The organism is Schnuerera sp. xch1 (assembly GCF_019931165.1).
Taxonomy (GTDB): domain Bacteria; phylum Bacillota; class Clostridia; order Tissierellales; family Tepidimicrobiaceae; genus JAIOUP01.
This window is the reverse complement of the sequence record NZ_JAIOUP010000025.1, coordinates 1-16,273: the sequence shown is the minus strand read 5'-3', so window position 1 is coordinate 16,273 and position 16,273 is coordinate 1. Positions and strand designations below refer to the sequence as shown.

Annotated in this window: 16 protein-coding genes; 7 read left to right on the top strand and 9 right to left on the bottom strand. The window is 31.8% G+C overall.

Annotation, left to right across the window (positions count from 1 at the left end):
* Positions 1–77: 77 nt before the first annotated feature.
* The 4 genes from K8M07_RS12105 to K8M07_RS12090 form a co-directional block, all read right to left on the bottom strand.
* The gene (locus tag K8M07_RS12105; RefSeq protein ID WP_223379293.1) at positions 78–1,490 is read right to left on the bottom strand and encodes a UDP-N-acetylmuramoyl-tripeptide--D-alanyl-D-alanine ligase; all 1,413 of its coding nucleotides are present in this window, start codon (positions 1,488–1,490) and stop codon (positions 78–80) included.
* A 5-nt stretch (positions 1,491–1,495) separates the two neighbouring features.
* Positions 1,496–2,569, bottom strand: a complete 1,074-nt coding sequence (locus K8M07_RS12100) for a D-alanine--D-alanine ligase (RefSeq protein WP_223379291.1) — start codon at positions 2,567–2,569, stop codon at positions 1,496–1,498.
* 274 nt (positions 2,570–2,843) lie between these two features.
* Positions 2,844–3,824, bottom strand: a complete 981-nt coding sequence (locus K8M07_RS12095) for a dipeptidase (RefSeq protein ID WP_223379289.1) — start codon at positions 3,822–3,824, stop codon at positions 2,844–2,846.
* Between the two features lie 44 nt (positions 3,825–3,868).
* Positions 3,869–5,080 carry a DUF819 domain-containing protein gene (locus K8M07_RS12090; protein WP_223379287.1) on the bottom strand — a complete coding sequence of 404 codons (1,212 nt, stop codon included), beginning with the start codon at positions 5,078–5,080 and terminating at the stop codon, positions 3,869–3,871.
* A 365-nt stretch (positions 5,081–5,445) separates the two neighbouring features.
* Here K8M07_RS12090 and K8M07_RS12085 point away from each other — a divergent pair, with 365 nt between their 5' ends.
* On the top strand, positions 5,446–5,814 hold the full coding sequence (locus tag K8M07_RS12085) for a hypothetical protein (RefSeq protein WP_223379286.1): 369 nt from the start codon (positions 5,446–5,448) through the stop codon (positions 5,812–5,814).
* Between the two features lie 55 nt (positions 5,815–5,869).
* Here the strand turns inward: K8M07_RS12085 and K8M07_RS12080 are convergent, their stop codons facing one another.
* From K8M07_RS12080 to K8M07_RS12070, 3 genes are all read right to left on the bottom strand, one after another.
* Entirely contained in the window at positions 5,870–6,736 is an 867-nt protein-coding gene (locus K8M07_RS12080) for a DUF4438 domain-containing protein (RefSeq protein WP_223379284.1), read from the bottom strand.
* A 33-nt stretch (positions 6,737–6,769) separates the two neighbouring features.
* Positions 6,770–7,069, bottom strand: coding sequence for a DUF1294 domain-containing protein (locus K8M07_RS12075; RefSeq protein ID WP_223379282.1), 300 nt, complete (start codon positions 7,067–7,069; stop codon positions 6,770–6,772).
* Between the two features lie 218 nt (positions 7,070–7,287).
* On the bottom strand, positions 7,288–7,527 hold the full coding sequence (locus tag K8M07_RS12070) for a hypothetical protein (RefSeq protein WP_223379280.1): 240 nt from the start codon (positions 7,525–7,527) through the stop codon (positions 7,288–7,290).
* A 156-nt stretch (positions 7,528–7,683) separates the two neighbouring features.
* Here K8M07_RS12070 and K8M07_RS12065 point away from each other — a divergent pair, with 156 nt between their 5' ends.
* From K8M07_RS12065 to K8M07_RS12050, 4 genes are all read left to right on the top strand, one after another.
* The gene (locus K8M07_RS12065) at positions 7,684–9,276 is read left to right on the top strand and encodes a DEAD/DEAH box helicase (RefSeq protein ID WP_223379278.1); all 1,593 of its coding nucleotides are present in this window, start codon (positions 7,684–7,686) and stop codon (positions 9,274–9,276) included.
* 238 nt (positions 9,277–9,514) lie between these two features.
* The gene (locus K8M07_RS12060; protein ID WP_223379276.1) at positions 9,515–9,730 is read left to right on the top strand and encodes a heavy-metal-associated domain-containing protein; all 216 of its coding nucleotides are present in this window, start codon (positions 9,515–9,517) and stop codon (positions 9,728–9,730) included.
* Positions 9,731–9,753: 23 nt separating this feature from the next.
* A complete protein-coding gene (locus tag K8M07_RS12055) occupies positions 9,754–11,598 on the top strand; it encodes a heavy metal translocating P-type ATPase (RefSeq protein ID WP_223379274.1) in 1,845 nt (614 codons plus the stop codon).
* 71 nt (positions 11,599–11,669) lie between these two features.
* Complete coding sequence (locus K8M07_RS12050) at positions 11,670–12,875, top strand: DUF438 domain-containing protein (RefSeq protein ID WP_223379272.1); 1,206 nt, start codon at positions 11,670–11,672, stop codon at positions 12,873–12,875.
* Positions 12,876–12,954: 79 nt separating this feature from the next.
* Here K8M07_RS12050 and K8M07_RS12045 read toward each other — a convergent pair whose 3' ends face one another.
* Complete coding sequence (locus K8M07_RS12045; RefSeq protein ID WP_223379271.1) at positions 12,955–14,145, bottom strand: anaerobic nitric oxide reductase flavorubredoxin; 1,191 nt, start codon at positions 14,143–14,145, stop codon at positions 12,955–12,957.
* Positions 14,146–14,237: 92 nt separating this feature from the next.
* Positions 14,238–14,897: a Crp/Fnr family transcriptional regulator gene (locus K8M07_RS12040; RefSeq protein WP_223379269.1), complete on the bottom strand. Its 660-nt coding sequence runs from the start codon at positions 14,895–14,897 to the stop codon at positions 14,238–14,240.
* 113 nt (positions 14,898–15,010) lie between these two features.
* On the opposite strand from K8M07_RS12040, the gene K8M07_RS12035 reads away from it, so the two are divergent.
* Both K8M07_RS12035 and K8M07_RS12030 read left to right on the top strand, forming a co-directional pair.
* A complete protein-coding gene (locus K8M07_RS12035; protein WP_223379267.1) occupies positions 15,011–15,937 on the top strand; it encodes a TIGR01212 family radical SAM protein in 927 nt (308 codons plus the stop codon).
* A gap of 64 nt (positions 15,938–16,001) precedes the next feature.
* On the top strand, positions 16,002–16,273 hold a 272-nt coding region (locus K8M07_RS12030; protein ID WP_223379265.1), incomplete at its 3' end, for a LysM peptidoglycan-binding domain-containing protein.

The window sequence follows — 16,273 nt, the reverse complement described above, 5'->3', positions numbered from 1 at the left end:
ATGAAATATAGTTGACAACTAGAATATAGAAAAAGAGGCGTTTCATAACTTATAAATAAGTTATGAAACAGCCCCTTTTATATAACTTTATCTTCAGGAAACTTAACTTCTTTTTTAAGATCTTCAACAACTTCTTCTAATTCCATGGATCTAGATGCCTTTACTAAAATTATAGATTTTGGTGTGATAACTTTTTTCAAATTTATAATTAGTTGTGTCTTATTATCGCAGTGTATTATCTTGTCGTTTTCAAATTTGTTTCTTGCAGCTTCACCAATATATTTAGCTAGAGAACCAATTGTAAATATATAATCGATTTGACTTTCATCAATTTTTTCCCCAATTTTCTCATGCATTTTTACTTCATTTTCACCTAATCCTAGCATGTCACCTAGAACAACAATTTTTTGCTTATAGGTATCCATGTCATAAAGTGTATCTAAAGCTGCTAGTACACTATCAGGATTTGACTTATATGAATCATTTAATATAGTAAATCCTTCTGCATAGACTAATTCGTTTCTCATACCTGTTTTTTCAATATGATAAAAACCTTCTTGTATTAAATCAAAAGGTATGTCAAAATATCTGGCTACTACTATAGCTGCTGTAGCATTATACATATTATGCTTACCTAACATAGGCAAGAAAAAATTCTGCAAGCTAGGAGTATTTAACGTAAAGAAGATGTCATTTTTACCCATCATGTTCAACGTACATTGATAATCATTATGTTTCTCTGTCCCATAAGTTAACGTTTTATGTTTAATATCATAATTTTTCAATTCTTTTTTTAATATAGGGTCATCTCCGAAATATATAAATAATCCATTCGGATTCAATCCTTCTAAGATCTCTAGCTTTGCTTTAGCCACATTTTCTTTGGTCAATAAGTCTTCTAAATGAGCTTCACCTATACTGGTTAAGATAGCTATGTCCGGTTTAACAATAGAGGTCAATGTGGATAATTCTCCAAATTTGTCAGTGGCCATTTCGACAACAGCTATTTCTGTATCTTCACTTAATTTGAGAATTGTAAGTGGGACTCCAATAAGATTATTCAAATTACCCATTGTTTTCTTTGTATTATATTTAGTGTTAAGCAAACTTGCTACAATATCTTTGGTAGAAGTTTTCCCATTGCTTCCAGTTATGCCTACTATTTTAATATCAAGTTGATTTCGATATTCTTTAGCTAGTTGTTGAAGAGCCAATAAGGTATCATCTACTAATATAAAAGGGAAATTCATATTTATACTAGGTAAAGGTTCATTTTTATTCCATAATGTGGCTACTGCTCCCTTATCAATCACCTGTTTAATAAATTTGTGACCATTAAAATTTTCTCCTGTTAAGGGAACAAATAATTGATCTTTTTTTATTTTTCTAGAATCTGTAGATACACCTTTTACGTAAATATTATTATATTCTTCTCTTAATCCGTGACCATTGGTCATGAATTGTATATCTTTTAAAGAACGCTTTATCAATTTTTTCACCTCGTTCTTAGTATGGACTTCTTTTGTTCATATCTTTCAAAAGCTAGACTTATTAATTCTTCAATTAATTCAGGGTAGGTAGTTCCATCGGTAGCTTTCCACAATACAGGGGTCATGCTTACTGCTGTAAATCCAGGCATTGTATTTACTTCATTTATAAGTATTTCATTATCATCAGTTACGAATATATCAACTCTTGCAAGGCCATGACAGTTAAGTATCTTAAAGGCTTTAACAGCTAATTCTCTAACTTTATCACTTACTTCTGGTGCTAATCTAGCAGGTATTACTGGAATTATTTTTCCATCAATATATTTAGCATTATAGTCAAAGAAAGGTCTTTCCATAATAAATTCTCCTGGAACTGAAACTTTAGGATCATCATTTCCAATAACAGATATCTGCATTTCTCTAGCTATTACTTCTTCCTCTACAATTATTTTGGTATCATATTTGAATGCTTCTTTAAAAGCCTCTTCAAGCTCTTCATAATTTTCTACTCTGTTTATACCTACACTAGAACCTAAATTAGCAGGTTTTACATAATAAGGATATTTTAGTTGTTCTTCAACCTTTTTATAGACTTTTTTCTCATCTTCTTTCCACCTATGTAGTCTGATAGAAACATATTTTGTTTGAGGTAGGTTGTGTTTTGAAAATACATCTTTCATTATCACCTTGTCCATACCTACTGAAGAAGATAAAACTTCATTTCCAACATAGGGTACATCTATTAATTCTAAAAGTCCTTGGATAGTTCCGTCTTCTCCATTTGTACCATGTATTGCTGGAAAAATAATACTTTTTTCATCGTCTTTAAATATTTCCATTAAAAATTTGCCTATGGATGTAGATATTGAATCTTTAGACTCAACCTGTAATTCATCTACGCTTTTTATTTCCTTTTTCAATAATCCTAAGCTACACCAAATGCCTTCTTTTGTTATAAACACTGGATATACATTATATTTATTTTTGTCTAAAGCATTTAAAATAGCTGAAGCGCTTTTTAAAGACACTTCATGTTCTGCTGATTTTCCACCTAAAAGTACATAAACATTTGTTTTCATTTTATTCCTCCCCATAAGGTTATCACTTTACAATCAAATACTTTAAAAAATGTTTTATATGTTTTCATTTAAATTATTATTGTCCATATACTAATTATATACCAAAAATGCTATCACATTAAATTTTAATTATCAATAGGAATTTACAGGTTTTAATATTTTTAAATCTAGAGAAGTCAAACATTTTTAACACGGCCTTTGAAATATTTGGAATGAAATCACTCCCTTCCAATCTTTGTACAAAGATTAGAAGGGAGTTTTACATAGTTGCGGTTTATCTAGATCCGCAGACTCTGTTTATTAAGTTTAGAAAATTCTTATAGCTTATCTTTTCAATATCCTCCTTTGAGAAACCCCTTTCCTTTAGCTTTTTTAGTAAATTGGGAGCTCTAGATATATCTTCTATTCCTGGTGTGCCTCTATATGAATCTTCTATAAATGTATTAGATGTGTCCTCCTCCAGATATTCAAAGAAGTCAAATCCAAAAGCTACATGGTTAATACCTATTAATTCGACTATATGCTCAATATGGTTTATTAGGCAGTCTACATTTCTCTTATCCTTGTCCACATGAATAAATTCATTAAAAGCATTAATTCCTATTAATCCATTGCTTTCTCCTATGGCTTTTATCTGCTCATCAGTAATATTCCTAGGTACATTACATAGAGCTCTTGCATTTGAATGGGATGCTATAATAGGTTTTGTTGCTATATCATATATATCCCAAAATGTCTTATTGTTTGCATGAGACACATCAAGAATTATACCCAAATTCTCTATTACCTTCACAGCCTCTTTCCCTACATTAGTTAGTCCTCTATTCTTATCTCCTCTAGCTCCTGTCCCAAAGGCATTTTGTTCATTCCAAGTTAAGCTTATTTGTCTAAATCCAAGCTGATATAGAGTATATATACCTTCCACATCCTTTCCGAGAGGGCTAATCCCTTCTAACCCTAATAAAACCGCCAACTTCCCTTCATCTATAGCCTTATAAAAATCTTTCGTGTTATAAATGACCTTTAGAATATCTTGATTTTCCCAAATTTCAGCAGACATATACTTTACACTTTCCTCAAACCTTTCCTTAGGTCTTTCATCATGAGGAGGGTCAATCCATACTATAAAGGTACCTCCTACTATTCCACTTTTTTTAAACCTATCCAGATGATATCTTTTAATTATATCTCTTTCTCCTAGGCTTCTCTTCACTGTCACATCTGTCCATATGTCTCCATGTATGTCTATTAACATAGTTCACCTCCAAAATTTAAAGGGCACAAGGTATGTGCCCTATGTTATAGAAGCTGTAAAAGATTACCCATGAATATTCCTAGATAGTTGCCAATTACATATCCAAAAATTCCTGCTAATATAATTGGTCCTATTAACTTATTCCAGCCTTTAGCAATTGCCATTGCAGCTGCTGTAGTTGGGCCACCTATATTAGCATTTGAAGCCAATAGTATATCTTCTAGGTTGAATTTAAATAACTTTCCTAGTATAAAAGATATTATCATATTTATTATAACAATTATAGCTGTAAATAATAGAAGCAGTGGTGCTCTGGTAAGTATTAATTGCAGCGATGCTGGTACTCCTATAACAACTAGGAATATATAGATTAAAAAGGTTCCAATTTCCTGTGCACCATGAATATTACTCATGAAATTTGGTGCAAAGGTAGCCAAAAGCATAGTTATTGTAGTTATTAATAAATACTCATTGCCCAGAAAACCATTAAGTAAGTTTAAGAAGAAGTTTCCAGTAGGTATTACACTGCCTAAATAGTTTGCTATTTCTGTAGATATCCATACTATTACAAAGGACATTGCTACTCCAAAAGCAATATCTCTTAAAGATATCTCCTTTCTTCCCCAGTACTGGGCAGCTAATGTTTCTCCTTCTTCAACATCAACTTTTCCTTCTATTTCATCTACATGGGGGTGACTAAACTTCTTTCTAAAGAGATTAATTGAAGGAATTGCCAATAGTACAAAGAAATATAGTGCCATAAGTAAATTATCGGCAACTACTAGAGCAGAAACCCATTCTGCATCAGTGCCAAAAGACTGCGCCATAGCAGCAAAGTTTACTCCACCTCCAATATATGAACCAGTCATCATTGCAGCCATCCTATAAAGATCTGGGATGTGATTTCTAAGAAGAATAAAAGATATAAAAACTCCCACAAGGGTTCCAACTGAGCTTAATAAGAACATTATTAATATTCTACCGCTTTCTCGCCATATCTTTTTGATATTAGCATTAAATAGCAATAAAGGTATTCCCAAAGGTACAACATAGCCCCATACATTGTCATAAGTAGGCGCATCTGTAGGTATTATTCTGATATTAGCAAGAAACATTGCAAGTACTAATCCAATAATTGCACCAGTTATCTTTGAAGCCCACTTATAAGTTTGCTCTAAGTAAATACTGATTGCTGTAATACTAACTAAAATTGCCCATAATGCCCAAGTGTTATCGGGACTAATCAATGAAATCATTATTATTCCCTCCTTTTCTTTTTTTACTACTATTATTATACATTGTATTTAATGAATAACTAATATATTAAATATTTTTTTAATATATTGAATATCTTAATGCTGTCACCTTTGTGTTAAAATCTATATAGGGAATAGAAAATTTATAGAGACAAAGCAATGGATATAAATATCGGAGAAATGGGGTATTTTTTATAAAATAATATAACTTCTCACCGGTTTATGTAATATTATCGTTTTTTAATCTTTCTAAATCGTATATATTAAGGAAACAATGTAAATATTAATAACTTAGAATAAATTTTCATTCTAAGTTATTTTTGTTTTCATATAATTTTATAAGACCTGAAGAGGAGGAATAAATGATGATTATTAATCTACAGAATGAGAGAATAAAAAGAAAGACACAAAAAACTTTCAATAAAATAGGATTACATAGTGATGGCAGAGATTATAAAGAAAAATTAATAAAGATTCTCCAAAGTTCAAAAAATAAATTAAATATTATTGAAAATTTATATAATGACTTTTCAAAGAATGTGATTGAAGAAGAAAATAGTTTATTATTTCTTACATTTCTAATACAAAACTTGCAAAAGATTATAACAGCAATAGAGAGTAGTAGAGAAGATCCTATTGACGAAGATGAGTTAGAGATTATTATGAAATATTTAAATAAATTAAAGATAAGGATGCTCAATACTTATATTAGAGATAATTATATTAATAGTTAATCGTATATAGTAAAAAAGCTTATGCTATGTGAACACCACCATAAGCTTTACTATACTAAAGTATTCCTAGATAATGTCCTATATTAGCTTTTTCATCTATAATACCATTTATATTTGGTGTCTTAGAACTCATGATAACAGTAACACCTGGACCATGACCTGATTTAATACAATCACTATGAACTATTACTCCTATAGACACAGAGCCTTTTAAATATTGACGACCGTTATTGTTATCGCAATCTCTTAATAGTACTAAATCACCAAACTTAAGCTTGTCTATTCTAAATTCTTTATTTGCATTTTTGTCTCCAGTCATTATATCGTAGTCTCCAGAATAGGCAGTAGCACTTCCTATACCAGAACCCATTAAATAAGCAGGTATTTCTGTTACTACTGGAATTTCTAAAATGCTTTTATTATTTTCCTTTATATTTAATTTTTCAAATAGATCAGGATCTATATTCATACACTTTATATCATTATGTCCTTCTATAGCCAAACCTTGACCATAGGCTTTTACAAGTATTGTGTCTCCAATAGTCATATTTTCGAGATCGCTTTTCTTGAAATATATCAATGTATGGTCTATTCCTCCATGCATACCTGTTACAAAACCCTTAGTTCCTCTAGCTTCACCTGAAACTACTTTTGCTTCATTTCCTATACAGGATAAAAGCATTAGGGCTTTGTTTTCTGCAGTATCATTATTTTTAATGCTTACTCCAGGTTCAACATGATCAGCTACCCATTTCATACAGGAATCTCCTATTTGAATATTGTAGCAAATGCCTCCAGTTGCAGGAAGTATGTGGGCTGATCCTTCTCTGTCGATTCTATACGGATTATTAGAGGTAATTGGACTATGTATTTTGCCTTGTACAGATTGCATAACAAGTCTATCCTTATTTGTCTTAATCATAAAAAACCTCCTCCCATAACATAAAAATTTATCTCACTTAAAATAATTGAATATAGCTAATTCAGCTATTTTATTGATAATTAAGATTAACGGTATGCCTATGGAGAACTTAGTTTTGTTTGTCTTATGTTTAAACATTATCATTCCTAATAGTGCTCCAATGGAGCCACCTACTAAAGCTAAAACTATTAATGATATTTCACTAATCCTCCAACCATTCTTTCTAGCCTTAAACTTATCTATCATAAATGCTGAAAATGATATCAAGTTAATTACCAGTAAGTATATTAAAAAGACTATTTCATTATTATTATAATTTGATAATATGTTCATATTAAAACCTCCCTTTATCAATGTTTTGGCTATATTATAAACTTTAATTAAAGTTTATAATATATTGTTACTTTTCTAATAGTTTTGAACTGTCCTTAATGCTTAATTCTATTTTATTTTATCGACTAATTCAATAAATTTTTCTATATCTTTTTGAACTAATCCTAAAGAGTTTCTAAAGAAATCTGATGAATGAATGTCTATATCTATTATCTTAGCTACATCCACAATATTGTTTTTGCCGATAGCACGAAGGAAATCATCATTTGCTTCAATTCGTTTACAGAAAGAGAATGCTCTTTTCTTCTTTCAAACAATTCTTTTTCAAATATAAATCTACTATATATATCTACTATAACTTGACCTGCATCCTGAATAGATGTTTCTAATATATTGAGCTGTTCTTCTTCTGTGGATTCATTTAATAATATAATACAGTGAATAAGAAATAAATTCAATAATTATATTTAGTAGCACGAAATACTATTGTCTCCGATTTACCAATTGCTTTAGTAAAACTCTTGTTATATTTTCCTTGCAAAAAAGCCATATTACATATATACTAGAAAAGTTAGAAATACTAGGAGGAAGAACAAGGAAGGATGTAAAAATTAATGAGAGAGACAAAATTTAAGGAGATAAACCTATCTACGGAAATATATAGGGCTGTAGAAGATATGGGATTTGAGGAGATGACACCTATACAGTCTCGAGCTATACCCAATTTATTAGAGGATAAAGACATTATTGGTCAAGCTCAGACGGGAACTGGGAAAACTGCTGCTTTTGGAATACCAATGATTGAGAAATGTGAAGGTGAAGATAGGGTTTTACAGGGTATTGTGTTGTGCCCGACAAGAGAGCTTTCTATTCAAGTTGCCGAGGAGATAAAAAGATTATCAAAATATAAAAAGGATATATTTGTTCTACCTATATATGGTGGGCAACCTATTAATAGACAGATAAAGGCTTTAAAAAAGGGAGTTCAAATAGTAACTGGAACTCCAGGAAGAGTTATAGACCATATAAAGAGGAAAACTTTAAAGCTAAATAACATAAAAATGATAGTATTAGATGAAGCTGATGAGATGTTTGATATGGGATTTAGAGATGATATAGCATTTATCATAGATAAAATGCCAAGACAAAGACAAACCATCTTTTTTTCTGCAACTATGCCTAAAAAGATAGTCGATTTTGCTAAGAAATATCAAAATAATCCTGAGATAATAAAGGTAGTGCATAAGGAATTAACTGTACCAAGGGTAGAACAGTATTATTTTGAATTGAAAGAACATATGAAGATTGAAATATTATCTAGACTTATAGACATATACAACCCTAAACTTTCATTAGTATTTTGTAATACTAAGAAAAAAGTTGATGAATTGACCATAGAATTACAAGGTAGAGGTTATTTTGTCGATGGACTTCATGGAGATTTAAAACAATCTCAAAGAGATAAAGTAATGTCTAAATTTAGAAATGGAAATATTGATATTCTAGTGGCTACAGATGTAGCAGCAAGAGGTATAGATGTAGACGATGTGGATATAGTTTTTAACTATGATGTGCCCCAAGATAATGAATATTATGTCCATAGAATTGGTAGAACCGCTAGAGCAGGAAGAGAAGGAATGGCAATTAATTTAGTAGTAGGCAGGGAAAGATATAGGATTAAAGATATTGAGAAATATACAAAAACTAAGATTAGAAGGAAAGATCTTCCTACACTAAAAGATATTAAAGATAGGCAAAGTGACATACTATTGGAAAATATAAAAGAGGAAATAGATAGAGGACAATTGGGCAAGTATGAAAAAATACTCAATGTTTTATTAGAGCAAGATTACAGTTCTTTTGATATAGCAGCTGCTCTATTAAAATCTTATTTAAAAAATGATCGATTAGATAAGCATAACAAATTAGATGCAATAGATTATGGAGGAACAGGTATCAATGCAATGACAAGAATATATATCAATGTTGGAAAAAGAAAAGGTGTGAGACCAAGACATATATTAGGAGCAATAATGGGAGAAACAAATATACCTAGAAAAGCTGTAGGAGATATTGATATGTATGATAAATTTACTTTCGTCGAGGTTCCCGATGAATATTCCAATAAGGTGATAAAAAAATTAAATGGAAAGAGAATAAAGGGTGTAAAAATAAAAGTTGAATTAGCTAATAAAAAGAATATTTAGAGAACAAAGGCCATATCAAAATTTCTAATTGATATGGTTTTTCTATTGATTCAATTTGGTGATTCTTTAAAGATTAAACATTAAACATTAAACATAAAACTAGCTACTATTTAACTATTAAAATTTTTATTTTTCATAATTATTTCAAATTTTGATTTAGGTCAAAGTATTATGATTTAATATTTTCTATAATAAAGGTACAGAATAAATAAAACAATATTAAAAGGAGGATTTTATAATGGCAACAAAAACTTATAAACTAGAAACATTAACATGCCCATCTTGCATGGCAAAGATTGAAGGTGCTTTGAAGAAAACTGAAGGTATAGAGAAATCAGAGGTATTGTTTAATTCTAGCAAGGCAAAAGTGACATTTGATGAATCAGTGGTAAATGCTGAAGATATAAAGGATGTAATTGAAAGGTTAGGCTATAGAGTATTAAAGGTTAAATAGATTTTTTAGGAGGGGGGAATGTAGTGAGAATAACTAAAGGGAAGAGAGTTATAATATCTGGAGTATTTATTGTAATATCTTTCATATTACAACGTACAGATTTAAGTGAATGGTATGCAAATATATTTATGATAGCTGCAGCTATTGTAGCAGGATTACCAATAATAAAAAATGCTGTTTCTTCACTAAGATATAAGATTTTAGGTATAGACGCATTGGTAACCATCGCTGTGATCGGTGCTCTGTTCTTAGGGGAATATTGGGAAGCTGCAGCAGTAACCTTCCTATTTATGCTAGGAGATTATCTAGAATCCAGAACATTGGAAAAGACCAGGTCATCAATCAAAGCATTATTGGATTTAGCACCAGATGAGGCTAGAATCATAAAGGATGGGAAAGAAGTATTGATTTCACCAGATAAAGTAGAACAAGGGGATATCGTAATAGTAAAACCAGGAGAGAAAATTTCAGTCGATGGAACTATTATAGAAGGGAACGCCTATATAAACCAATCAGCCATTACGGGAGAATCAATTCCAGTGGATAGAAAAGAAGAGGATACAGTGTTTTCTGGAACAATTATCGAGTCAGGATACTTAAAGATTAGAGCGGATAGAGTAGGTGATGATACTACCTTTGCTAGAATATTGGAAATGGTAGAGGAAGCTCAAGACAAAAAAGCTAAGACTCAAAAATTCTTAGAGGTGTTTTCCAAATACTATACTCCTTCTATAATAGTACTTTCAATACTACTATTTATATTTACCAGAGATTTAGTATTATCCATCACATTATTAGTAATAGCATGTCCAGGTGCCTTAGTAATTTCCACACCTGTTTCGATAGTAGCAGGAATTGGAAATGGAGCTAAACATGGAGTATTAGTAAAAGGTGGAGAAATAATGGAGGATTTGGGGAAAACAAAAGTACTAGCATTTGATAAGACTGGAACCTTAACAGAAGGGAAGCCTAAAGTTACAAAAGTCAAATCCTTTGAGATGAATGAAGATGAACTATTGAAAATAGCAGCAATTGGAGAAAGCTATTCTGAACATCCACTGGCTAAAGCAATTATTTCTTTTGCAGAAGAAAAATTTGGGAAGTTAAAGGAAACTACAGAGAAAGCTGACATCGTTACAGGACAAGGACTTAAGGTTAAAGTTCAAGGTAATGAATATTTAATAGGTAACAGAAAATTATTACGAGAAAATGGGGTATCAATAACTGAAGGAGAAAACTATATAAGGGACGAAGAAGAACATGGTCAGACAGTAGTTATTGTAGCAACTAAGGGGAAAATGTTAGGGGCTATATCCATAGCTGATACTATACGAGAAGATGCAAAAGAACTTATAAAGGATTTGAAAAAACAAGGCATAAAAAAAGTAGTAATGTTAACTGGAGATAATGAAAGAGCGGCATCAGCCATATCAAAGGAATTAGGAATTTATGAATATTATGCAGAACTTCTACCAGAAGAGAAGGTTCAGGCTCTAGAAACATTGCAAGAGAAATATGGACCTACTGCCATGGTAGGAGATGGTGTAAACGATGCACCCGCATTAGCCTCAGCTGATTTAGGTATAGCCATAGGAGGTGCTGGAGCAGATGTGGCCATGGAGACGGCTGATGTGGTATTGATGTCCGATGAGATAAAGAGACTATCCTATGCTATAGGATTAAGCAGGGCTACTGTAAGGAATATAAAACAAAATATCTATTTTGCAGTATTCATTGCGGCAGTACTTCTATTAGGAGTATTGGGCAAAGTAGTATTTATGTCTTCAGGAATGTTGATACATGAATTAAGTGTATTATTGGTAATAATAAATGCTGTAAGATTATTAGGCTATGGAGAAAAAAGGTAAATTAAAATAAAATTATTTATTGTCCAATATGTGGGTATTATAAGGGATAACAAGATTATGAGGTGATAAATTTGAGTGAATTGATCAACAATAGAGAACATAGAAAGAAAATGGTGAAGGAAGTAATCAAAGAACTCCATAAAGGGGCCACTGTAGATGATGTAAAGGGTAAATTTGCAGAAGCTATAAAAGGGGTTTCCCCATCTGAGATAACTGCCATAGAGGGGCAATTGGTGAAGGAAGGTCTGCCAGTAGAGGAGATCCAACGATTATGTAACGTTCATGCTGCAGTATTTAAAGGTTCTATTGAAGAGATACACCATCCTGATCAGGTACCAGGTCATCCAATATATACTTTAAGGGAAGAAAATGAAGCCATAAAAAAATATATTGAAGAACACATAAATCCAAATTTAGAAAAATTTAAGGAAGAAGATAGCAAGGAAAATATAAATAGTTTAAAACAGGATATTGATCTATTATGGGATATTGATAAACACTATAGTAGAAAGGAAAATTTAGTATTCCCTTACTTAGAAAAATACGAGATTATAACGCCTCCTAAGGTAATGTGGGGAGTAGATGATGAAATAAGAACTATGTTAAAAGAAATAAAGTTGATGCTTACAGATTATAGAGGCAATAAAGATGAAGTTGTTGAAAAAGTTGAAAATGTTGTATATGAAATAAATGAAATGGTATATAAGGAAGAAAAGATACTATTTCCTATGGCTCTTGAAACCCTATCTGAAGATGAGTGGATTAGTGTCTATAATGATAGTGATGAGATTGGTTATACATTAATTGAGCCTCAAACTGAATGGGAAGTAAAAAGAGCAATAACGACTAAAGGAGAAACTGTTTCAGAAGAAGGAAGTATAAAGTTTGAAACAGGAGTTTTATCCATTGAAGAACTGGAATCCATGTTAAATACTGTGCCTGGGGATATGACGTTTATAGATAAAGATGACGTAGTAAAATACTTCTCTCAAGGAAAGGAAAGAATATTTGCCCGTACCAAGACCGTTATAGGCAGAACTGTACAGAACTGTCACCCTCCAGCTAGTGTACATGTAGTGGAGAAGATACTAGAAGATTTTAAATCGGGTAAAAAGGATGAAGAAAGTTTCTGGATTAAGATGGGAGATGTATATGTATATATTAGATATTTTGCTGTAAGGGATAAGAATGGAGAGTATTTAGGAACACTAGAGTTTACTCAGAATATCAAGCCTATACAGGAAATTGAAGGAGAAAAGAGATTATTATCTGAATAAGTTAAGTAGATTATCATTTTTCGCTGTTGCTCAGAATGATAATGTTAAAGCCAGACAGATGTCTGGCTTTAACATTACTTTATAATTTCTTTACAAATTTTCTTCCATATTCCTTACATCGTTCTACAGAATCTTCATCTGGCTGCCAAAGTACTCTTATTCCATCATCTACTACTTCCAATTTAGATTCTTTTAGTCCTTCAGTAATTATTTTAACAGATTCCCCACCCCAGCCGTAGGAACCGAAGGCTGCAGCTTTTTTATTTTTAAATCCAATTCCCTTTATCATTCCTAAAAGTCCTGAAGTTGCATGCATTATGCTCCTGTTGACTGTGGAGCAACCAATTAGCATTGCTTTGGACTTAAATAGTTCCGTTATTACATCATTTTTATCAGAAGTAGCTGAATTATATAGTTTGACAGACACATCATTATCAACAGATTTTATACCGTCTGCAATTGCTTCAGCCATTTTTCTGGTAGCATGCCACATTGTTTCATAGACTATTGTAATCTGATTCTCTTGATATGCATCTGCCCATTTCAAATACTTCTCAATTATTTGCGTTGGATTGTTTCTCCATATGACACCGTGACTTGTAGCTATCATATTAACAGGAAGATTGAAATCTAACACTTCCTTTATCTTATTTGTCACAAGGGGGCTAAAAGGGGTTAATATATTTGCATAGTATTTTATAGCCTCCTGATACAATTCTGCTTGGTCAACTAAATCGTTATATAGTTTATCAGAAGCGTAGTGCTGACCAAAGGCATCGTTACTAAACAGTATACTTTCACCGGTCATGTAGGTAAACATGCTATCTGGCCAATGAAGCATTTTAGCTTCAATAAATATTAGCTTATTATCCTTACCAATTTCTAGTTCGTCTCCAGTCTTTACCGTTTCAAAGTTCCAATCTTGGTGGTAATGAGCCTTTAGTATTTTAGCACCATTAACGGTACAATAGATTGGTACGTTTGGTATTTCCTTCATAAGTAGTGGTAATGCCCCGCTATGGTCTACTTCCCCATGGTTAGCTACTATGTAGTCTATTTCATTTAAGTCTATTTCTTTCTTTAAATTCTCTACAAATTCCTCTGCAAAAGGTTCCCATACGGTGTCTATAAGGACAGTTTTATCATCGTGGATCAAATAGGAATTATAGGATGAACCTCTATGAGTGGTATATTCTTCTCCGTGAAAATTTCTCAGTTCCCAGTCTATTTTCCCTACCCAAGTAACTTTGTCAGTTATTTTTATTGCCATATTACTGCCTCCTATGTTTTTAAAATGTGAACATCTATATTATTACCTAAAAGTATTACAATTACCATTAAAATTTCTATTTAGGATATAAGCTAAAGTAAATTTCTCAGATTTTCTTTCGACAACAAAATGATTCTTCTATGGCCCATTAACTTTATCCAGCCTTTTTCTTGAAAGTAAGATAGTTTTCTACTCAATGTTTCCTGACTCATACCTATATATGAAGCTAAATCTCTTTTACTTGTATCGAGTACAACCTCTCCTCGTTCATTGACTAAGTTTAAAAGCACTTGAGCAATTCTAGTTTCCACATTATTGATACCTAAATTTTCAATTAGAGTTTCAGCTTTTTCCAATCTAGTGCTTAATTCTTCCAATATCTTAAAAGCTATAGCGGGATACTTGATCATAAGGGTCTTTAACTTTTCTCCATCAATAATACAAACTGTAGTGTCATCTAATACTTCTGCATTGTTGATCATGGGTGCATCACTAAAAAGAGATAGTTCTCCCATAAAATTTCCTGGACCTAGGACTCTAATGATTTGTTCCTTCCCAGAGCTGGAAAGTCTGGTTATTTTAACCTTACCTTCATGTATTACAAATAGTTGTTTCTTTCTTTCTCCAGCTAAATAAACCATTTCACCCTTTTTATATGTATTGCTAACTGTGATCTTAGCGATTTCCATCATCTCGTCAGAAGTCAAAGTGCTAAATATTGGGACTAGCTCAATACAAGTTTTAGCAGTCATAATGTTCACTCCGTTTCTCTCTGTAGATAAAATACTATATATTATATTACCCAGACTTTAATTGTGGTAACATATAATAGTATATAACAATTTTTGATAGAGGAGTCAATTAAATGTGGGGAGATAAAAGATATCATACTTTAAATTATGAATTAAGAAAAATATTTGGGCAAAAGGTAATAAAATTATCCTTAGATGGAGGTTTTACTTGTCCTAATAGGGATGGGACAATTGGTAGAAGAGGATGTATATTTTGTGGAGAAGAAGGTTCTGGAGAGTTTGCCGGTTCACGAGCTTTGGATATAAATGAGCAGATTAAAGAACAGAAAGAGTTTATGTCAAATAAATGGGACACAGATAAATATATTGCTTATTTTCAAAACTTCACCAATACCTACTCTTTTTGTGAGGACTTGAAAGAGAAATATTATTCTGCTCTATCAGAAGAAGGTATCGTAGGGTTGGCTATAGCAACAAGACCTGATTGCTTGTCAGAAGAAGTTTTACACCTTTTAGATGAGATAAACAAAAAGACTTACCTTTGGATAGAGTTGGGACTTCAGACAATACACGAAAGAACAGCCAAGTTTATTAGAAGAGGTTATCCTTTGAAAGTTTATAGCGAAGCTATAAAAGAATTAGGGAAAAGGGGTATAAAGGTGGTCACTCACTTGATATTTGGACTTCCCACTGAATCCAGAAGAGATATTTTGGATTCAATTAAGTATGTAGCTGATACAAATACTTGGGGAGTAAAATTTCACCTATTATATATACAAAAGGGAACGGATCTTTATAATTATTATATAAAAAATCCTTTTCATCTATTGAACAGGGATGAATATATACCTTTAGTAGTGGATGGGTTAGAACTTTTACCTAAAAATATGGTAATCCATAGAGTAACGGGGGATGGAAAAAGGGATTTATTATATGGGCCTAGGTGGAGCTTAGATAAGTTGAAAGTATTATCTGGAATCGATAGGGAATTAAAGACAAGAAATTCATACCAGGGCAAGAAATATGGATTAACTTTTTAACACCTATATTCCTTTCTGCATATTATATATTGCAGAATAAAATATATGTAGAAAGGTGATTAACATGAACGAAAATTATAATATAGAACAAAGATGCCCTCAAGGAAGCTTTTCTTATACAATTAGAGCAGGGGATACTCTATTTGTATTAGCTCAAAGATTTAACACTACCGTATCAGCTATTCAACGATTAAATCCAGGAATTGATCCAAATAATCTTCGAGTTGGACAGATAATATGCATACCTGGAACTATGCAACCACCTTGTCCAAATGGATTTCTTTATACTATAAGAGCTGGAGATACATTCTTTATATTAGCACAAAGATTCGGAGT